The sequence below is a fragment of the Streptomyces sp. NPDC044061 genome (assembly GCF_056434305.1).
On the sequence record NZ_JBWKFL010000086.1, the window covers coordinates 1 to 19,335 of the forward strand.

Consider the following 19,335-nt stretch of genomic DNA (forward strand, 5'->3'; position numbering starts at 1 on the left):
AGCCCGGTGAACGGGGCTATCCAGGACGGCTCTGACGCCGTGATCACACCAGCCACATCAAGATCATCTCACCCGTGACCAGCAGCTACGGGACAACTCTTAGTCGCCGCGCTGCCGCGATTGCTCCAGCCGCTCTCCTCGGACAGCATGCTGATGTGGTGCGGGCGCAACAGGACGATCTTCGGTGTCCTTGACGAGGCAGCCGATGTTACGTGACTCCACCACGACGAATGGCGTGGGTTTCCTGTGTCGGTGGATATGTCGCAGAGGACCAGCCCGGCCCCGTTGATGACATTCTCCGCCCCGGCCTGGTTCGCGTGAGCGGCGAAGCACACGCGATCGCCCACGGTGGCGAGGCTGTGTGATCAGCGGGGCGCAGTCAATCGTTCCAACACCGTCAAGGTGTTCGACGTAGGCCAGACGCCATAGCCAATGGCGGACGAGACTTACCTCGGGCTTCAGCCCAAGGTACCTGACCTCTGCTTCGTGCCGTCGTTCCGGGTACGGCGCAGCGTGAAGGTGTCGACCGGCTTGATCTGGCCGTAGGGGCCGGTGACTGCGTAGTAGGTGACCGCCATGCTCGTGTGTCCTCCGGCCAGGATGCCGGGGTCGATGGAGAAGGCGACGAAGCCGTAAGGGTTGACGCGGTCCCGGACTGCCGACCATGGTGCTGCTTCCGTCACGTACACGGGTGTCTTCTTGCCGTTCGCCCCGGTGGGGCCGACGCCGGTGATGACGTTGCACTGAGGGGTGTCGAAGAGTACGTCCTTGGACGGGATGGATGTGCCGCCTCCGCCGATGACTAGGTGGACGGTGCCTGCGGTGGTGTCGACGAGGTCGGTGCGGGTGGCCGTTGGATCGGGCGTCATCGTGTCGTTCGGCTGGTGGCCGCGTATCGGATGTGATCGCTCGTAGTGGTGCTCGTGACCGCAGACGACCACGGCCACGCCGTATCGGTCGAACAGCGGCAGCCATTCCTGGCGGATGCCCAGGTCGGCGCCATTGCCCGGGTGGTCGGCGGTGGAGATGACGACTTGGTGCATGGTGACCACGATCCAGTCGATGTCACGGTCAGCCCGGCTGCGGGCCAGTTCTGTCTCCAGCCAGCGTCGTTGGGCGCCTGCGGAATAGCCGCGGATGTAAGAGTTGCCGCCGTCCTGGTAGGCCACGTCGTCGTTGGCCAAGCTGATCACACGTACCGATCCGACGGTGAACGCGTACCACAGTCCTGCGGTTTCCGGATCGCCGCCGTTGCCCGGCAACGCGAAGTACGCCTGGTAAGCGGCGAATCCGATTGGCCCGTTGCCCAGCTCGTTCTCGTGGTTGCCGGCCGCCGGCATCCAGGGCCTGAACCGGGCCGACCTGGTGGTCATGTCGAACCAGTCCGACCACGTACGGACTCGGTCGACGGCCAAGTTCGCGTAACATAGGTCGCCGTTGATGAGGTGGAACAGTGGCGCGACGCGCTCCACCGCCGTGGTCACATCCCCCGCGTAGGGCGAGCCGAGATTGTCGTTGAGATAGGTGAGCTTTGCGGTGATCTTTGACGGCATGGGCCCGTCTACCTTCCCCACCGTGGGGGTGCCCTGATCGCCGACGCTGGTGAAGGTGAAGGGTGCCCTGCCAATCGGTGCCGTCCTAAATGTCCCCGGCTCGGGTGTGGCTCCCTCGTGCACAGCGGCGTAGACGTACTCGGAGTGGGGACGCAGCTGGCGCAGCCAGGCGTGATGGACGTAGATCGTCCGTCCGGATGCTGCGTCCTTGTAGGAGACGGTCTGTGCTGACTCTATGAGGGCCGGGCCCCCTTCCCTGCACAGCCCGGTGGATTCTGGTTCCGGGTCCCGTACGTGCTCGGGAAGGAGGCTCTCAATGTCGGTTTACGTCGGAATCGATGTGCACCGCAAGCGCTCGCAGATCGCGGTCGTTGATCACGACGATGCGGTGCAGGTGAATCGGAACGTGCCCAACGGGGTCGAGACGGTGCTCTCCGTGATCGGGGATCTTCCGATCGGGGCCCCGGTGGCCTTCGAGGCCGCTTACGGCTGGGGCTGGCTGGTGGAACTGCTGGAGGACTACGGCTTCGAGCCACATCTGGTGCACCCGCTGCGCTGCAAGGCCATCGCCTCCGCCCGGCTGAAGAACGACAAGGTCGACGCCGCGACCCTGGCCCAGCTGCTGCGGGCCGACCTTCTCCCGGAGGCGTGGATCGCCCCCCTGGACGTCCGCCAGCAGCGGGCCCTGCTGCGGCACCGCTGCCAGCTGGTGCGGCTGCGGACCCTGCTACGCAACCGGGTCCACGCCGTCCTGGCGGACCACGGCTGCGACCGGCCGGGCGGCTACTTCACCGCCCCGGGCCGGGTCTGGCTCGACGGCCTGGACCTGCCGGACGCCTCCCGCCGCGTGGTCGACGATCTCCTGGTCCTGATGGACGCCCTCAAAGAGCCGATCGACGCCCTGGACCAGCAGCTGGTCGCGCACGCCCGTGGTGATCCGCGGGTAAAAGCACTCACCCGGCTGCCGGGGGTGGGCACGCTCACCGCCCTGGTCATCGTCGCCGAGATCGGTGACGTCAGCCGCTTTCCCTCCGCCCGCAAGCTCACCGCGTGGGCGGGGCTCACCCCCACGGTCCGCAGCTCGGATACGACGGTCCGGCACGGCCACATCTCCAAGCAGGGTTCGGACTGGCTGCGGTGGATCTTGTGTGAGGCCGCCCAGACCGCGAAACGCTCGCCGGAGTTCGCCTCCTCCTACCAAAGCCTCGCCCGGCGCCGGGGCAAGAAGATCGCCACCACTGCGATCGCCCGCCGCCTGCTGGCCCGCGCCTACCATCTGCTGCGCGCCGTCGAGGCCTCACACGACCGGCGGGGGTCCCGATGACAGCAGCCGACGACAACCGCCAGGGGTGGTCGCAGACCCCGGGTGAGCTCGCAACATCCCATGAGACGGGCTGTCGCCCGTGCTCGATGCCCATTGGCCGGCGTGCCGAGCAGAACCCGAGGCCGCCGCACCGGTACCGGTGTCTGCCAGGACACCACCATCTCACGGGAGGCATCCGCGCCGAACTGGAGGTGGAGGCCGCTCACCGGCGGCATGCCCGACCCTTCCGGCCTCACCCACAACAGCGGTGAGGCGGCCGCCGGTCGGGAAGCGGACAGCGCTCCCCAACCGGCGCCTGTCACACCGGCCGCACCGAGCAGGGCACGCCGGCTCACACCATGACCTGGCTCCCGCCTACCGCTCGCCTTCCGCTCGCCGAATCCTCCCTCCGTTGTACCGGCCGGCAGGTGTGAGCATGTGCATGTCGTCGTCATGCCGAGAACGTCCCATGATCCCCCTCATGTGTGACACCGGCGAGCCGTGAACAGTGCACCAATCGCCTCTGCCCCGAAACCGACGGGAGACCGAACCCTGACAACCATCTCCGCCGCACTGATTGCACCGCACGACGGCGGACAGCAGGCTGTCCGTGTGAACGAGCGAGCGGGCACAATACGCGAGCTGGACAGTGCGCTGCGGGAACTGCGGCACGGCCGGTTCGGGCTGTACAGCCCAATGATCAGAGAGCGCTTCCTGGGCGGACTGCCACGAGGGGTCACAGCGACCGGCTATCGGGTGCTGCGCTTCGTCGAAGCCAGCTCGCCACCCCCTCCCGCACCGTCCGACATCGCCGACCTGCTCCTGACAGACCGCGCCCGCGCCACGCGCGTCATCGACCAACTCGCCGCACAGAACCTGGTGCGCCGCATCCAAGACGCCGTGGATCAGCGCATACGCCGGGTCGAACTCGCACAATCCGGACGTCACCATCTCGATCAGGCCACCGCCCACCGCACCCGACTCCTCGAAGGAGTTCTGTCGGACTGGCCCGACGAAAACCTCCAACACCTCAGCGCCCTCATTACGCGGCTCAATGAATCGATCGCACGGCACCCCTGGTAGATCAGGGCACCACACAGTGGTGCCCTGATCCCGCCATACCCCCGACAGGCATACCAGGCACGCGCCGACCTGCAAGAAACCCGTTACCGCCGTGCAACCTGCGGTCGTGCTATCCCTTGTGAGCGAACAACCCGGCAGCCTCAAACCGCATTTGCTCGCGTCAGGTCCCTCCGTCCCATCGGGATACCTCTCAGGGGCACCTTCTGTGAATCCAAAACCTCACGCCCCGCTTGGCGAAGGACATACGGATCCCGCACAAACAGGGGGATGGTGATGGGGCACCGGGCAGGCGCGTAGCAGCGGTAGGAGGCGAGTTCGGCGCTGGTACGGTTGCGGCGATTCCCAGCTGGTAACCGCCGGGGCGGGGTTCGATCAAATCGATGAGGACCGTCACGATGCCCCTTGGCACCAGCCCCTGCCGACAGCTTCTGCCAGGTCCGACTCGGTACCTTCGCGGCCACGGTGACCGTACGGAACTCGTCGGCGATAATCGTGACTTCGGACGATAAGGCGGCGGCGAGCACGTAACCGACCTGGCACTCTTCCAGAGCGGCACGCAGCTTCGGTTTGCTGCTGTAGGCCTCGCCGCCGTAACCCCCTCACGCAGTGCCCGGCGTCGACGAAACGGTCGATCATCCGGGCACCCAGCTCCGGCTTGGTGGCGAAGGCAGTGTCCTCGTCCAATCCGGCGGCCCGGCGGCGGTCCGGATCAGTGGTCCATAGCGCCTGATGGACAGTTCACGGTCCACCAGAGCGCGTCCGCGGCGGCCTGCGTAGACGAGGTAGAAGGCAACCTGAGCGTGTTCGATACTCCTGGCTGTCGCCGGTGTGCTGGCGCTGGACACCGACGATATGCAGCCCTTTTTCACGCCCCTGGGCTCGTCGTCCACGAGCCCCCATCCATATCGCGCAGATCCTAGAGCACGTACGCACGCATGTCGTCGTGCGCAGCATCCCCGTCACCATAGTCGGGCCTTTGGTAGGTACGGTGGTATCCGTCGGCGCTACTCGGTGGCGTGGTGGGGGTTGGGTAGTTGGGGCGGGAAGTGCCGCTCCAGAATCTGCGCCCACTGGTGCAGGTCGACGAAGCCCGCGGTGTCGGCCTGCGCCTGGGCCAGTTCGGTCAGCGCGTTGATGAACGGTTGGGCGGCCGTGCCCGGTCCGACTGCGGCGGCGGCCTGCTTGAGGCGTTCGTGCGCGGCCGGGAAGATTCCCTTGGCCCATGCGTCCTCTTCGTTGATGCGCCGGAAGTCTGCCTCCCAGTTGATCTGCATGATGATCCACTGCGGACAGTCGGGCGCGTGCCAGATCTCCATGGGCAGCCCAGCTCCGACGCAGGCGTTGGCCGCGCCAGCGCCGGCGAGGCAGTCGGGGCACACATTGCGCTCGGTCTCCGGCATCTCGCTCATCGCGGCATTTCCCTTTCCTTTGGGCCCAAAGCCTGCCACGGAAGGTCGGGCTATGGCCATCCGGGGACGATGGTCCAGCGGTGAACCCCATCAAGATCACCGACGAGATGCGCCAAGCCATGGAAGGCGGCATGGCGGCAGGACTTCATGAAGGACCGACCTGCCGCCCCTGGTTGCCAGCATCCGGGCCGACGCAGAAGGCCGGTATGCGGCCCGGAACCCGGACGGGGTCCGGAGTCGTCTCATGGCGGCCCGCCGCCCCCAGCCCGCCCGCCGTACGGCAACGGGTTGGCATGCTGTGGCCGGGCTCATCGGCGGACAGTAAAGCGACCAATGAGTCTTTTCAGCTCGGCCCCCGATCGGGTGAGGGGGCTGTGGCCGTGAAACGGGCAGAGCCCCAAGGCTGTTGAGCAAGGTGTCTATGCTCAACTCTTCGGCCTTGGGGCTCTGTTGGTTCCCTATCGTGCCGTACTCGATGTCCCGCATCCACTCGTGGAGTGAGTCTCAATGATGGTGTCAAGCCGAGTGGGCGGCTGGTGGGGTGGGGGTGTAGTGCCTCTTGTCACGGAGCATGGCCCATAAGACGTCGACTCGGCGGCGGGCGAGGGCGAGCAGTGCCTGGAGGTGGATCAGTCCTTCGGCGCGTTTCTTGAGGTAGTAGTCCCGGGAGGGTCCGGGGCGCATCATGGCGGTTTGGGCGGTCATGTAGAAGACGTGTCGCAGGCGGCGGTGGTAGCGCTTGGGCCGGTGGTGGTTACCGGTCCGGCGGCCGGAGTCGCGCGACACCGGGGCCAGTCCCGCGTGGGCGGCCAGGCGGCCGGCGTCTGCGTAGCCGGACAGGTCTCCGACGATGGCGAGGAACTCGGCCCCGAGGATGGGGCCCATACCCGGCAGGGATTCGATGACTTCGGCGCGCTCGTCGTGGTGGAAGGCCTCGCGGATCTCCCGGTCGGTGTCTTTGATCCACTCGTCGAGTGCGAGGAGCTGATGAGCGAGGTCGCACACGAGTTTGGCGGCTCGCTTTTCGCCCGGCAGAGCAGTCACCTGGCACTGGGCTGCCTCGACCGCGCGGGCGGCGACCTCGGCTGCACTGCGGACCGCGCGTCGTGCCAGCCGGTCCGCGAGCTGCTTGACGCCGGTCCGTCGCAGGGCGGCCGGGGTCTGGTATTCGGTCAGCAGGACGACCGGTCCCTTGGCTGCTGAGTAGTCGAAGGCCCGCTCCAGAGCAGGGCAGATGCCCACCAGGGCATCGCGCAGGCGGTTGATCAGTCGTACCCGGTCGGCGATCAGGTCGGCTCGGTGAGCGGTGAGCAGCTGGAGATTTGCCACGGTCTCGTCCGGGAGGCTCAACGGTGTGAAGTCCTGGCGCATACGCGCGGTGTCGGCGATGACCAGGGCGTCCTTGGCGTCGGTCTTGCCTTCGCCGCGGTAGGCCCCGGACATGCGGTTGACCGTGCACCCAGGCACGTACACCACGCTCTGGCCATGGGCGATCAACAGTGCAAGCAGCAGTGTCGAGGCCCGGCCGCAGATGTCCACCGCCCACCGCACCTCGTCGGCCATCTCGCACGCCGCCACCATCAGGGCCAGGATCTCGTCCTCACCGTTGACGACCTTCCTCGAGAACACCTTCTCTCCGCTGGCGTTGACTCCGACCGCCCAGCGATGGGCCTTGCCGGCGTCGACGCCGACCCAGACTTGTCCGTGACGTTCCGTCACCGTCACCGCTCCGTTCCCCAGACACCAGCACTCTCCGGGTCCGGGGAACACTCCGCCGCCAAGCCCTTAACCAGCGATGACCGCAGTTCTCAATCAGCAGCCGGAGCGTCCCGAAGGACCGGGCGGCCACTCACTCCGAGCCATCAACGGCAGGTCACCATCAGCCACACCCAGTCCTCCCGGACCACCAGCATTCTTAAGGGGTCACCATGCTGATCGTCACCCGAGAGGGTGACCGACGGTGCAAGCTGCCGCCCTCGGGCCGGGCGATGGTCGCACTGGTGTATCTACGGAAGAACGACACCCTGCAGCAGGTCGCGGCTGGGTTCGGCATCAGCACCGGGACGGCACACACCTACGTTCACGCGGTGGTGAAACACCTGGCCGGCCTGGCGCCTGGCCTGACAGCGGCTCTGAGGTCAGCGGATGCCAAGTTGGCCCTGGACATGCTCGATGAGTCACGCTCCTGGGGCATCGAGGTGCCGCTGGCCGTCGCGGACGCCGGATACGGCGACGCTGTCGCGTTCCGGCACGGACTGCAGGCCCGCGGCCTGAACTACGTGGTGGGAATCTCCAGCACCCTGACGGCCCAGCCCGCCAGCGCGGTGCCGGTGGCCGAGCCGTACTCCGGGACCGGACGCCCACCGGTGGCGAAGTATCCCGACAAGCCGCAGCCGGTGAAAGAGCTGGTCATCGCGGCGGGACGGAAAGCGGCCAGGCCGGTGCAGTGGCGGGAGGGCTCCCGGCCCGGCACCGGCCGCTCCGGCCGCAAGCGGATGTACTCCCGCTTCGTGGCCCTGCGCATCCGGCCTGCCGGACGCGAGGTCCGCCAGGTGACTGACGGCCCGGAACTGCCCGTGTGCTGGCTGCTGGCCGAATGGCCCGCCGACGAGAGCGAGCCGGTGCAGTACTGGCTGTCCGACTTGCCCTCCGGCATGCCGTTGAGCACACTGGTCCGGCTCGCCAAGCTCCGCTGGCGCATCGAACACGACTACCGGGAGATGAAACAGGCCCTGGGACTTGCCCACTTCGAGGGCCGAACCTGGCGCGGCTGGCACCACCACGTCACCCTCGTCTCCGCCGCCCATGCCTTCTGCACCCTGCAACAACTGGCCCGGACCCCAAAAGACGCGGCACCGGCCTGAGCCTCTACCAGGTCGTCCGCGAGCTACAGACACTCCTCGCCCTCTGGACCGGTGCCTGCCCCACCTGCCACCGCGACATACCCACACCGATACGAACCTGACCAAGCACTACAGTAGTAGTTGCCAGTGGGAAATGTGTGCTGAACTCCGGTGTCCGGTGCTGGACGAATTGTCGGTGGCAAGACCGGAGGCGCTGAGGTGACGATCGGCGGGCCGGTGCCCGACTTCAGACCAGGGAGCAAGACGTGCTGATCAGCCACGACACCCGGAAAGCGCTGCACATTGTGGTCGACATGATAAACACGGCACCGGAGGACGACACGACTCCGGACGGACTGCGGGACGTCGCAGCCCTCGGGAATTTCGTACGGGACCACGGAATCAAGAACGGTGGGCCCCTGTCTGAGTTCGATCTTTCTGCGGTACGTCAGATGCGGGGCCGGTTCGCCGGGATCCTGGGAGCGCCAGATGCGCATACGGCCGCCGGGATGATCAACGAGCTGGTTGCCGCTGCAGGAACCACCCCCCGGCTGACGGACCACGACGCCTGCGACTGGCATGTGCACTACGTCACTCAGGGCCCCTCGGTCGCCGATCATCTGGCCGCCGACTGCGGCATGGCACTTGCCTACTTCGTGCTCACCGGGGAGCAGAAGCGGCTGCGCCGCTGCGAGGCGCCCGACTGCTGGCGTACCTTCATCGACCTCTCCCGTAACCGCTCACGGCGGTTCTGTGACAGTCGGACCTGTGGCAACCGGCTCCATGTGGCCGCGTACAGAGCGCGACGCAAGGAAGCGGCGGCCCCACGGGACCGGCATCCGCTGGCGGTAGAGCAAGGCCCACCGTCGCAGCATGATCGGGCAATTCAGGCCAATGCCGGGGCGGAGTGAGGCCGGTGGTGGCTCGTGGGGATGGTCATAGTGTCCACTGTGCCGTGGCTGGTGGTGTAGTGGGCACGGGTTATTCCGGCGGCAGCCAGGGCCCGTTGGCAGCGTGGGCAGGGCCGGGCCAGCAGTGGAACGCTGGCCCGGTTGACTCGAGACAAAGACTTCAGCGCCGGCGGTCGCGGCCCTCACCCGGCGAAGCACCACCTCTTAACCACGTGCTGGCCGCCGGGCCGAATCTGCGGCACAACATGCCAGCGGCCAGGACCGCACCCGTTTCGGTAACGGCACGCCGAACGCAGGGCCTGCCGGACCGCCAGATCCATCAACGTCACCAGGCGCCTCCCTGCCCCAGTGGAGCCTCGCTGCTGCTGATCACCGGCCACGCCCGGCCACTGTGCCAACAGCCCGGCCAACTGAAGAGGCAATCGAGAGCGTCGAACAGCACACCGGCCTGGGTGCGGTGACGGTGCAGAACATCCTGACCATTAGTCCAGCGGAAGCGCGGGGCGCTCGTCCTCGTCGCCCCCGATAGGCATGCCGCCGACACGGCAACGGCTGACGATGGCCGCGGTCGCCCGGCACAAGATCCGCAGCCCGTTGGCCGGGCCGCCTCACACCCGCACACGATCGTCCGCCTTGTGCCCCTGCCGTATCGGAATTCGCTGTATGCATGCCAGGTCGCCGTTGCATACATGAACGCCTTCGGAGAGAGGATCGTCCCGTCCCATGGGGCATGGGTGGAACTCGTCCGGGGCATCAGGCCACCCTGTATAGGGCAGCGGACCGGATCCGCACCTGGCGCATCCGACCGGGCGCCCCAGCACGCGAGAACCGGGCCCGTGCAGGGCTCGGTGTAGGAGGGCGGCTTGCCCATCCTCACAGCCTCGGATCCCCTCGGTTCCGAGCGTCCTTAGCCGGCGCGGAGCCGCTCGTGGGCGGCGCGTGCCTGCTCCAGAACCGAACGCCAGGAGATGACGTGGGGATTGCGGCGTAGAAGTGATCTGCGCTCGCGTTCGGTCATCCCGCCCCACACGCCGAACTCGACGCGCTGGTCGAGCGCCTCGGCCAGACACTCGGCACGCACCAGACAGCCAGTACATACGGCCGTGGCGCGCTTCTGCCCGGCGCCCTGAACGAACAGCGCGTCCGGGTCTGTGCCCCAGCACGCGGCGTTTTCAGTCCAATGCCCGTCCATCACGTTCCCCTCCCCCATCAACCCACCAGGACCCTACTCACACGACCAGGCATGAAGCCTGTGCAGTACTGGCCTTCACCCCTTAACGCAGCATCCCGTTCCGGTCTCGCCCGAGACACGGCAGGTCTGTGCGTGCAACCGTGGGTAACATCCCGAGGCAACATCAAACAACGATGAAGGGCGTGACCCGTGCCCGATACAGCCAACAGCAACCCGATCCAGGACCGCCATGCGCAGCAGGTCGCGGCTGACCTCAAGCACAACCGTGCGGAGCAGCAGCACCTTAGCCGACAGGTGGAACAAATCTAGGCACGGCTGACCCAACTGCAGGCGGAGGAGACATGGCTGACCGGCATCAAAGCTTCCATGTGCAGGGACCAGGCCAGCCAGAAGACCGCCACCGCCTCCTTCAGTGCGGCGGAGGGAGCGACAGTTCCGCAGCCGCGGACGCCAGCCAAGAGCACGAGACTGACATCGGCCAAAGGCGGGAAGACCGAGAAGAAGGCAACGAAGACGACAGCCGCCACACCTACTCTAGGCGAGCTCCTGACCGCCATCCTGGACAGCTACCAGGGAGAACCGCGCACAGTTGGTAAAGTCCGCGACGAACTGGAACAGCAACACCCCAAGCGGGCCTGCAACACCGCCCTTGTTGCGTAGCACCCTGGAACGCCTCGTGGCGACGGCCACGGTCGCACGAACTCTGCAGGGACGCGCCGTACTGCTGACGGTCTCGTGGGCGCCGGACGGACGCCTACTGCCATCCTGGCCTCAAGGCCTTCTGACAGACCGTGCGGCGTCCGGCGTCCTCTTGGCTGCCACCACATTGCAACGTGCGGCGGCGTACGGCTGCTGGCGACCTGGTGGCGACGCTGCGCAGAGACTGCGGCGCTGGACGCCCTCTCGACGTCAACACGTTCAGCTTGATCACTCGTTGTTGTTGGTGGTGCGAGTCCGCTGCACGGTGACCTCTTGATAGGTCCGAGTTGTTTGAGTTCCTGCATAGACCGGGGCCCGTGGGGTGTGCTGGTGCCACGAACGGCTAGTGAGGTGGAGGCACGACTGCGAGTCGGTTGATGCCTGGATTAGGTCGCTCGCGTGGCCCGCATGCGCTCGTGACCAGCGCAAACATCTGCTTATGGGGAGGGGCTTTTGATCTACGGCGGAATCGACTGGGCGGAACGAACCCACGACGTCGCACTGGTCGACGACGCCGGCATGATGGTGGCCAAGCGGCACATCACCGACGACGCGGCCGGCTACAAGCTGCTGCTGGACCTGCTCACCGAGTACGACGACTCCGAAGAGAACCCGATCCCGGTGGCGATCGAAACTTCCCGAGGGCTGCTGGTCGCGGTGCTGCGGACTTGGAAGCGGAAGGTGTACGCGATCAACCCGATGGCCGCCGCACGCTACCGCGACCGGCACAGTGTCTCGCGCAAGAAGTCCGATCCCTGCGACGCTCTCGTGCTGGCGAACATCCTGCGCACCGACATGCTCGCCCACCGCCCGCTGCCTGAAGACAGCGACCTCGGCCGGGCCATCGCCGTCCTGGCTCGCGCTCAGCAGGAATCGCTGTGGAACCGACAGCAACTCGCCAACCAGCTCCGTTCCCTCCTGCGCGAGTACTATCCGGCCGCCCTTGATGCCTTCGCCACCTGGGCCAACGGTTTGTGCCGTCCAGAGGCTCGTGAACTCCTCCGGGCAGCACCGACTCCGACCCGGGCTGCCAGGCTGACTCGCGCTCAGCTCCAGGCCGCACTCAAGGGTGCCGGCCGCAAGCGCGGCATCGAGGAGGAGGCCGACCGCCTCCGCGACGTCTTTCGCGCCGAGTGGGCCTACCAACCGCCGATCATCGCTGGCTCGTCCGCTTACGGCGAGCCTGGCGACAGGGTGAGTAGTGGCAAGCCAGGTCCAGAGCATCTCAGGCGCCGAGCTTCCTGTCGCTGCCTGACACATGGCTGCCACTGGGGGCGCAGGAGCGTACGATCTGGGTAACTCCCGTCAGCCCCCTCACCTGCTTCTCCTGACACTCCATCGCCACCTGCAGTTCACCCGCTGCACCGAGACGAGCGTGTATCTTCCACTTCATTTGCCCTTGGTGTAACGGAGGTATCATGGCGGCAGACATCCCAAGCTTGCGGATAGACACCGCCACGGCTCACCCGGCGCGTGTCTACGACTATCTGCTGGGCGGCAAGGACAACTACCCGCCCGACTGGGAGGTCGGAGACTCGCTGCCATCCGCGGCTAAGGCCGCGGCGCGGCAAAACCGGGAGTTCATGCACCGGGCAATGGCCTGGGTGGCCGACAGAGGCATCGACCAGTTCCTCGACATCGGCACCGGTATCCCAACCGTACCGAACCTGCACCAGATCGTGCAGGCGGTCGTCCCGACGGCACGGGTTGTCTACACCGATTACGACCCCATCGTGCTGCGGCATGCCCAGGCTCTCCTGATCGGCAGGCCCGAAGGGGCCACTGATTACATCCAGGCGGATGTTCGTGACCCCCACACGATCCTTGAACACGCCCGCCATATCCTGGATTTCGACCGCCCGATCGCACTCTCGCTCATCGCGCTCATGCCCTTCGTGCCTGACGAGCACGAGCCGTACCACGTCGTCCACACGCTGGTGGAGGCGCTGCCCTCCGGCAGCTACCTCGTATTGTCACACGGCTCCTCGGACCTTCTTCCGGAACTAGCGGCCACAGTGTGCGAGAAGTACGCCGCCGGAGGCGTGACCTTGACCATGCGGACCCGCGCGGACATCCTCCGCTTCTTCGACGGCCTCGACCTCATCGAACCCGGCCTGGTCGTCACGACGAAGTGGTTCAAGGACACACCTGCCCCGCTGCAGGAGGCCAGTGGCATCTATGGCGGAGTCGCACGCCTTCCCTGACCATATGTTGTCAACTACCCGGTCCTAAAGGGCCAGACTGCCGGTAGGGTCTCACTGGCTGTGGGGTGGCCTCCCGCGTCTGAGCCGTTCAGCCTTGCGGCTAGGTGGCTGGGACGCGTGACTCACGCCCCGCAATCCACACGCTCTGGCCGCGGTGGGCGAGGCCGTGGAAGCGTTCCGGTCGACGTGCGCAACGACGCCGCACGACCTGCATGCGAGCTGGCTTGGGATGCGGTTGAGCGAGCGCCCCATGACGCAGCAGGACGGAGCACGTCGCGTCCGCGGGGAAGACCAAGGTGGACATCTGCAGATCCACGCTGGGGCACCTGAGCCGACGGGAAGACCGCATGAGTGTCTGCCAGCATTGCCAAAATCACGGTCTCAATCCGGGCCGGAGGGGCGGGTTCCGAGGATTACGGCACGGGGGGTTCGGTCGACCAGTGGCGGGTGTTGTGGATGGGGCGGATGCGGTTGGTGTGCGCGAGAATGGCGGTGGTCAACGCCTCCACGCGTTCTGTGGGGGCGTGGGGGTTGGTCAGCAGGACGAGGTCGAGTTCGCCAAGATCGGGCAGTCCAACGCCGGCGGGTAGTTCGACGAGGTCGCTGGGCAGCAGACTGCGGGCGAAGATCGCGATGCCGAGGCCAGCGCGGGTGGCGGCGAGCACGGCGTTGACCCCGCGTGCCGTGCAGACCACACGATGTTTGATGCCTGCCTCCTCCAGTGCTTGTACGGCCAGTGCTCGGCTGGGGCTTGGAGCCTGGTAGACGATGAGGGGCACTGGTCGTTCCGCGTCCCGTGGCAGGCTGGTGCCTTCGGCGGCGGCCCAGACCAGCCGGTCCCGGCGCACCAGCTGGCCCCGCCCGTCTCCTGCGCTGGTCTTGAGGAAGGCAACGTCGACGTGGCCGGATTCCACTCGGCGTTGCAGATACACGCCTTGGGAGACGGTGAGGTCCAAGGTGATGCCGGGGTTGAGGTGGCGGAAGTCCCGTAGGATCCGCGGTACCTGGGTCAGTGCAAGGTCGTCGGTCACTCCGAAGCGCAACCGGCCTTGCACGCCGGTGCCGGTGAAGTAGTCGGCCGCCTGAGCGTGCGCGGTGAGGATGGAGCGGGCGAAGCCGACCATCGCTTCCCCGTCGACGGTCAGCGTCACGCTGCGCGTGTCCCGGACGAGCAAGGGCCGGCCCACCGCCCGCTCGAGTTTACGGATGTGCTGGCTCACCGTGGGTTGTCCTAGGCCCAGCGCCGCTGCGGCCTGGGTAAAGCTCAACGACTGCGCCACGGCCAGAAACGTCCGCACCTGCTCCGGAGGAAACATCACAGCCCCACCATAGGTCAGCCCATTACGATCAGCAATGAGAGTTGTCGCAGAAATTCGCCTTCTGAATTGATGAGTGTGCCCACCGTCACGACCGCGGTCGTCGCGGAGATACGAACCGGGCCAGCGAAGGAGGCACCCCGCCATGCCAGCGCGGCCGACGGACACGACCATCCCCATAACCGGCCAATAGCACTGACCCCACGAGCATGCCGTCGCAGCCGGGGTCATGCCGACCATGACGCTGGCGGCGCTCGACTCCACCATCGTCTCCACGCCGCACCGCAGATCGTCGGCGACCTCGGCGGCTTCTTTACATTCTCATGGCTGTTCTCCGGCTACCTGCGCGCCGCGACCATCTCACTGCCTGTCTGCGGCGGGCTGCCGGACACCTTCAGCCGCAAACCGGTCCTCATCGTGGGCGCGGCCCTCTTCTCGCGCCTCCCTTTTGAGTGATTGATGCGTGAGTCCGATCTTGTGGGCGCCTGTCCGCGCCGCAAGGTCTTCACGCGCCGCGACGGGAAGGGCCCGTTCGCCCCTGACCTGGTCCAGCGTGACTTCACAGCCGAGGAGACGAACCGGCCGCGGGTCACGACCTAACGATGATCCCCACCAGCGAGGGACCCTTATGGCTGTCCGCGATCCGTGATGCGTTCTCTCGGTGCGTGGTGGCCTGAGAAGCCTCCGCCCACGCCTGACAGCACACATCTATCAAGCTCACAACACGCTCAATGCGGGCGGGAATTGAGGTGCTATAGGGTCGGGCGGAAACTCTACATAAGGTACTCGCTGAGAACCTATGGACGCCGATCAAGACCGAGGACATTCGCAGTCGGACCTTCACCACCACGGGCTGAGGCGAACCTCGTGCTCTGCGCGTACATCAACGCTTTCATAACAGTCGCCGTATCCAGGAGAAACCCGGCTCTCTGACCAACCGCCACGCGCAGCGCCGAGCCGCAGGTCGTGCCCCGCCCCGATGTGCTTTTGAGGCATGTGAAATGCCTTGTGCGAGGGAGGTACATCATTGGGCCTGCCGACACGTGCGGTCTGTGGTCCGTTGCCAAAATTGAGCTTTGCCAACTTGCCTTGTGTACTTAACGGTTGGACTGGCCGATGGGCGAAGCCCCTGATAGACGGGGTCACGACTAAGATCCCTTCGACCACCAGAGGCTTCGTCTGCTTGTCTCCCCGTGCGGGCTGAACGCGTCCAGCCGATCTGTGCGTTTCCTCACTGCTCGCCTGCGTGAACACCGCTGCCGGATCGGCAGCCGCTGGCGTCGACTCTCGGCCAGCCGTCAAGCCCTCCTGGCCATGACGCATCTGCGGAACAGGACGACGTGTGCCCAGCTCGCGGCCGGTTTCCGGATCGGAATGAGTACCGCCTACCGTCACATCTGCGAGGCGTCGACCTGCTGTCCGTACTCCGACCTCCTCCGAGGCCATCCGAACGGCATCGCGGAAGGCGTACGTCCTCCTCGACGGGAACCTCCTACCGATCGACGGGATCGCCGCCGACCGGCCCTTCTACTTCGGCAAACACACGAAGCACAGGATGAACGAGCAGGTCATGACCCGTTCGGACGGCTGTAGTGGGCCTCGCCCGCGCTTCCAGGCGCCATCCGACGTTCGCGCGGCCCGCGAGCACGGCATCATCGACGCGCTCGAGCAAGCCGGCATGGACTGCTGGGCGGACAAGGGCTACGAAGGTGCTCGCGGCACCGTCCGGACCCCCTACCGTGGCCGGTGGGAGACGCTTTCCGCAGGTCAGCAGGCCGTGAACCGGGCACAGGCCAAAATCCGCGCCCTTGTCGAACAGGCCATGGCCAACCTCAAGACCGGGCGACTCCTCCGCAAGGTGAGATGCTCGACCACCCGCGTCCAAGCCGTCCGCACCCTCCATCAGGCCAGCTCAGACGCAGGATGAAAATGCCTCATTGGCTCGTTACTGGGGGAGCGTGGTCAGAGTAATCCTGTCTTCCGGCGCCATGAGCTCGCGAAGGATCCGGTACAACGTTGCAGGTTCGTCTGAAGAGGGCACTGGGGCGATTGACGTGGCGACTTCCCCCCTCGTCCAGGGCAGCCACGTTAGTGGGCACCGGTGAAGTGGCCACTGAGTCGTCTGTGCCGTTGCTCTGAGTCCGGGTTGAGCCCGGTGATCTCCACATGCTTGCCTTTCGCCTGATAATTAGTGGTGATGGCGTCGAGGGCGGCGACGGTGGAGGCGTCCCAGATGTGGGTGTCGCTCATATCGATGACGATGTTAGGCGGGTCGCCGGTGTAGTCGAACTGATAGACCAGCTCGTTGCTGGAGGCGAAGAACAGCTCGCCGCGTACCTTGTAGACGCGGGTGTCGGTCGCGTCGTGGTCGGCGGCGCGACTAGTGGATACCTCGGTGAAGTGGGCGACTCGGTGGGCGAAAATCACCATGGCGGTGAGCACGCCGACGATGACGCCGATGGCGAGGTTGGAGGTCGCGACGGTGACCACGACCGTCACCAGCATCACCGTGGTTTCAGCAATGGGCATCCGCCGCAGCATCTTCGGCGCTATAGAGCGCCAGTCGAAGGTCTTGACCGAGACCATGATCATGACCGCGGCCAGTGCGGCCATAGGGATACGCCCGACCAGCCCGCTGAGACCGACGACTAGGACGAGCAGGAGCACACCGGCGAGAAAGGTCGAGATGCGGGTGCGTGCGCCGGCGACTTTCACATTGACCACCGTCTGGCCGATCATGGCGCAGCCGCCGATGCCACCGAAGAGCCCGGTGACGATGTTCGCGATGCCCTGGCCCCAGCTTTCGCGGGTTTTGTCGGAGTGGGTGTCGGTGACGTCGTCGACCAGTTTCGCGGTCATCAGGGACTCCAGCAATCCGACGAGCGCCATGGCCAGCGCATACGGGGCGACGGTCGCTAGCATGTCCAGCGTCATCGGGACGTGCGGGACGACCAACGTGGGCAGGCTGGTGGGAAGCGCCCCCTCGTCTCCGACTGTGGGCTGGTGCAGCCCGAACCACAGGCTGACTGCGGTGAGCACGATGATGGCCACCAGCGGCGCGGGGACCACCGTGGTGAGCTTCGGGAAGAAGACGATGATCAGCAATCCGGCCGCGACCGTGGGATACACCAGCCACGGCACCTCGATCAGGTGCGGCAGCTGAGCGCTGAAGATCAGGATTGCCAGCGCGTTGACGAACCCGACCATGACACTGCGCGGGATGAACCGCATCAATTTCGCCACGCCGACCACGCCGAGGACGATCTGAAATACGCCGCCCAGCAGCGTTGTCGCGATCAGGTATTGTAGCCCGTGATCGCGGACCACCGGTGCGACGACCAGTGCGACCGAACCTGCCGCCCCGGAGACCATGGCGCGTCGGCCGCCGCTGATCGCGATCGTCACCGCCATGGTGAACGCCGCGAACAACCCCACCTTCGGGCCCACGCCAGCCATGATAGAAAACGACATTGCCTCCGGAATCAGCGCCAGGGCCGTCACCAAACCGGCCAGCACCTCGATACGCAGCCGCCTTGGAGTCGCCAACGCGTTCCGTACAGACCAGCTGGCGTTGTCTGATAGATGCTCGGCACTCACGAGTGGTACTCCGATCGTTGATCGTAAAGCAGGCAGGCGGAACAGGAAGAGCAGGACCCTCGTCGGTGACAGGGGCACGGGGCAGGTCGGCGCCAGTGATCCTGTCTTGAGGCAAAGGACGGTGTCGCGGAAGAGCATCGCCATTTCGACGGGATCCTGACGCGATGAGTCGAGGACGATGGCCGCGAGCTGCCGACCTCGTCGCCGCCGTAGTGCATCACCTCGCGACCGCAAACTGCGGCACGCAGCGCCACCTTCAAGATCCAGATTTGCTCTTAATGACCGGGCCGACACGACTGGTACGAAACCGATTTGACTGCCGGTGCGCAGGGGTGAAAATCCCGGTGGCTCTTCAATTCCCAGTCCAAGATGCTCACCGATCGTCTCCATGCTCCCCAGTAGTAGGCACTATCCTTATCGTCACCTACCGCCCTCCGCGACCAACAATCCGTCGATCATTAGGTGCCGCAATTAGCACAGATTGTCCAGTGGTGGGCAGGCAAGAAAGTCAATCCTAAGAGCCATTGAGCGAAAGCGGCATGATGCCCATCGCGATCGGTTCAGCCAGCCACTAGCAGCTGCCCGACCGCCTGGCGTTCGCGAGTGCCTCGTTGAATGAAGGTCTTCTTCTGATCCTCCGGTTGTTGTCGACGAGCAGGCCGGAAGTGAAAGTCAGCGAGGGTCCGAACTTAATGACGAAACAGTCACCACACCGCGCCTACCCGGAATTTCATGAAAGTCATGCTGACGAACTGAAGTCAGTGAGCGAATGCTATAAGGGTCGACGTTCAGCGGTCGCGGAAGGCGTGCTCATCCAGGTGCCAAAGGGTTGTCCCGTAAATGATCTCCGGCATGCCGGATGGCCTGCCTGTGTCCTGTCATCCGACGAGGGCGAGGTTGTGCAGGCGGGCGATGCCGAGCATGGCGTGGTGGGAGCCGTCGCCGTTTTGCCCGCGTCCTCGAGCACCTTCTCCAGCCGGTTCAGCGCGCGGGAACGCTCTCGGACCAGGCTGGTGCGTTGCCGGGTGAGGTCATGGAGTCGACGAATGAGCGGTGGTGGCACGAAGGACGGGGAGACCAGCCCGTGCTGGGCCACCTGGGCGATCCAACGGGCGTCGGAGACGGCGGTCGCGTGCTCGACGCGGGCGCGGATCTTGCGGTGGGAGGTGTTGTGTTCCTCTTTCCAGGCTGGGAGTGTGGCCGCGTTCGCGGCGGTGCGGGATGA

General features: G+C 65.8%; 14 protein-coding genes and 4 pseudogenes. 9 read left to right on the top strand and 9 right to left on the bottom strand.

Going from position 1 to position 19,335, the window contains the following annotated elements:
- Positions 1-458: 458 nt before the first annotated feature.
- Complete coding sequence (locus AC07CM_RS48355; RefSeq protein ID WP_478882965.1) at positions 459-1,553, bottom strand: metallophosphoesterase; 1,095 nt, start codon at positions 1,551-1,553, stop codon at positions 459-461.
- A 316-nt stretch (positions 1,554-1,869) separates the two neighbouring features.
- Between AC07CM_RS48355 and AC07CM_RS48360 the strand changes: the two genes are divergently transcribed.
- Positions 1,870-2,877 carry an IS110 family RNA-guided transposase gene (locus AC07CM_RS48360; RefSeq protein WP_478882966.1) on the top strand — a complete coding sequence of 336 codons (1,008 nt, stop codon included), beginning with the start codon at positions 1,870-1,872 and terminating at the stop codon, positions 2,875-2,877.
- A gap of 591 nt (positions 2,878-3,468) precedes the next feature.
- Positions 3,469-3,939, top strand: a complete 471-nt coding sequence (locus tag AC07CM_RS48365) for a MarR family winged helix-turn-helix transcriptional regulator (protein WP_478882967.1) — start codon at positions 3,469-3,471, stop codon at positions 3,937-3,939.
- Between the two features lie 269 nt (positions 3,940-4,208).
- Here AC07CM_RS48365 and AC07CM_RS48370 read toward each other — a convergent pair.
- The 3 genes and pseudogenes from AC07CM_RS48370 to AC07CM_RS48380 form a co-directional block, all read right to left on the bottom strand.
- Positions 4,209-4,806, bottom strand: a pseudogene (locus AC07CM_RS48370) (transposase); the annotation flags it as partial.
- 137 nt (positions 4,807-4,943) lie between these two features.
- Positions 4,944-5,348: a hypothetical protein gene (locus tag AC07CM_RS48375; RefSeq protein WP_478882968.1), complete on the bottom strand. Its 405-nt coding sequence runs from the start codon at positions 5,346-5,348 to the stop codon at positions 4,944-4,946.
- Between the two features lie 516 nt (positions 5,349-5,864).
- Positions 5,865-7,067, bottom strand: coding sequence for an IS110 family RNA-guided transposase (locus AC07CM_RS48380; RefSeq protein WP_478882969.1), 1,203 nt, complete (start codon positions 7,065-7,067; stop codon positions 5,865-5,867).
- 209 nt (positions 7,068-7,276) lie between these two features.
- Here AC07CM_RS48380 and AC07CM_RS48385 point away from each other — a divergent pair, with 209 nt between their 5' ends.
- Positions 7,277-8,212 (top strand): IS701 family transposase, encoded by a 936-nt coding sequence (locus AC07CM_RS48385; protein ID WP_478882970.1) that lies wholly within the window; start codon positions 7,277-7,279, stop codon positions 8,210-8,212.
- Positions 8,213-8,457: 245 nt separating this feature from the next.
- Positions 8,458-9,102: a CGNR zinc finger domain-containing protein gene (locus AC07CM_RS48390; protein WP_478882971.1), complete on the top strand. Its 645-nt coding sequence runs from the start codon at positions 8,458-8,460 to the stop codon at positions 9,100-9,102.
- A gap of 907 nt (positions 9,103-10,009) precedes the next feature.
- Here the strand turns inward: AC07CM_RS48390 and AC07CM_RS48395 are convergent.
- Together AC07CM_RS48395 and AC07CM_RS48400 are read right to left on the bottom strand one after the other, a co-directional pair.
- The gene (locus AC07CM_RS48395; protein WP_478882972.1) at positions 10,010-10,312 is read right to left on the bottom strand and encodes a WhiB family transcriptional regulator; all 303 of its coding nucleotides are present in this window, start codon (positions 10,310-10,312) and stop codon (positions 10,010-10,012) included.
- Between the two features lie 287 nt (positions 10,313-10,599).
- Entirely contained in the window at positions 10,600-10,821 is a 222-nt protein-coding gene (locus AC07CM_RS48400) for a hypothetical protein (protein ID WP_478882973.1), read from the bottom strand.
- 625 nt (positions 10,822-11,446) lie between these two features.
- Between AC07CM_RS48400 and AC07CM_RS48405 the strand changes: the two are divergent.
- Together AC07CM_RS48405 and AC07CM_RS48410 are read left to right on the top strand one after the other, a co-directional pair.
- Positions 11,447-12,151, top strand: a pseudogene (locus AC07CM_RS48405) (IS110 family transposase); the annotation flags it as partial.
- 260 nt (positions 12,152-12,411) lie between these two features.
- On the top strand, positions 12,412-13,197 hold the full coding sequence (locus tag AC07CM_RS48410; protein WP_478882974.1) for an SAM-dependent methyltransferase: 786 nt from the start codon (positions 12,412-12,414) through the stop codon (positions 13,195-13,197).
- Positions 13,198-13,610: 413 nt separating this feature from the next.
- Here the strand turns inward: AC07CM_RS48410 and AC07CM_RS48415 are convergent, their stop codons facing one another.
- Positions 13,611-14,513: a LysR substrate-binding domain-containing protein gene (locus tag AC07CM_RS48415; RefSeq protein WP_478882976.1), complete on the bottom strand. Its 903-nt coding sequence runs from the start codon at positions 14,511-14,513 to the stop codon at positions 13,611-13,613.
- 211 nt (positions 14,514-14,724) lie between these two features.
- Between AC07CM_RS48415 and AC07CM_RS48420 the strand changes: the two are divergent.
- The 3 genes and pseudogenes from AC07CM_RS48420 to AC07CM_RS48430 all read left to right on the top strand — a co-directional run.
- A pseudogene (locus AC07CM_RS48420) lies at positions 14,725-14,948 on the top strand (MFS transporter); the annotation flags it as partial.
- Positions 14,949-15,827: 879 nt separating this feature from the next.
- The gene (locus AC07CM_RS48425; protein ID WP_478882975.1) at positions 15,828-16,106 is read left to right on the top strand and encodes a hypothetical protein; all 279 of its coding nucleotides are present in this window, start codon (positions 15,828-15,830) and stop codon (positions 16,104-16,106) included.
- On the top strand, positions 16,021-16,440 hold the full coding sequence (locus AC07CM_RS48430; protein WP_478882977.1) for a transposase family protein: 420 nt from the start codon (positions 16,021-16,023) through the stop codon (positions 16,438-16,440). Before AC07CM_RS48425 ends, AC07CM_RS48430 begins: the two co-directional genes overlap by 86 nt.
- Before the next feature lie 161 nt (positions 16,441-16,601).
- Here the strand turns inward: AC07CM_RS48430 and AC07CM_RS48435 are convergent, their stop codons facing one another.
- Both AC07CM_RS48435 and AC07CM_RS48440 read right to left on the bottom strand, forming a co-directional pair.
- Positions 16,602-18,059: a SulP family inorganic anion transporter gene (locus AC07CM_RS48435; RefSeq protein WP_478882978.1), complete on the bottom strand. Its 1,458-nt coding sequence runs from the start codon at positions 18,057-18,059 to the stop codon at positions 16,602-16,604.
- Between the two features lie 929 nt (positions 18,060-18,988).
- A pseudogene (locus tag AC07CM_RS48440) lies at positions 18,989-19,335 on the bottom strand (IS110 family transposase); the annotation flags it as partial.

Bases quoted from the DNA above. Each gene is read 5' to 3' on its own strand.
- AC07CM_RS48355 (WP_478882965.1), bottom strand. From the start codon at position 1,553: ATGCCGTCAAAGATCACCGCAAAGCTCACCTATCTCAACGACAATCTC.
- AC07CM_RS48360 (WP_478882966.1), top strand. From the start codon at position 1,870: ATGTCGGTTTACGTCGGAATCGATGTGCACCGCAAGCGCTCGCAGATC.
- AC07CM_RS48375 (WP_478882968.1), bottom strand. From the start codon at position 5,348: ATGAGCGAGATGCCGGAGACCGAGCGCAATGTGTGCCCCGACTGCCTC.
- AC07CM_RS48385 (WP_478882970.1), top strand. From the start codon at position 7,277: ATGCTGATCGTCACCCGAGAGGGTGACCGACGGTGCAAGCTGCCGCCC.
- AC07CM_RS48395 (WP_478882972.1), bottom strand. From the start codon at position 10,312: ATGGGGGAGGGGAACGTGATGGACGGGCATTGGACTGAAAACGCCGCG.
- AC07CM_RS48410 (WP_478882974.1), top strand. From the start codon at position 12,412: ATGGCGGCAGACATCCCAAGCTTGCGGATAGACACCGCCACGGCTCAC.
- AC07CM_RS48415 (WP_478882976.1), bottom strand. From the start codon at position 14,513: ATGTTTCCTCCGGAGCAGGTGCGGACGTTTCTGGCCGTGGCGCAGTCG.
- AC07CM_RS48425 (WP_478882975.1), top strand. From the start codon at position 15,828: ATGACGCATCTGCGGAACAGGACGACGTGTGCCCAGCTCGCGGCCGGT.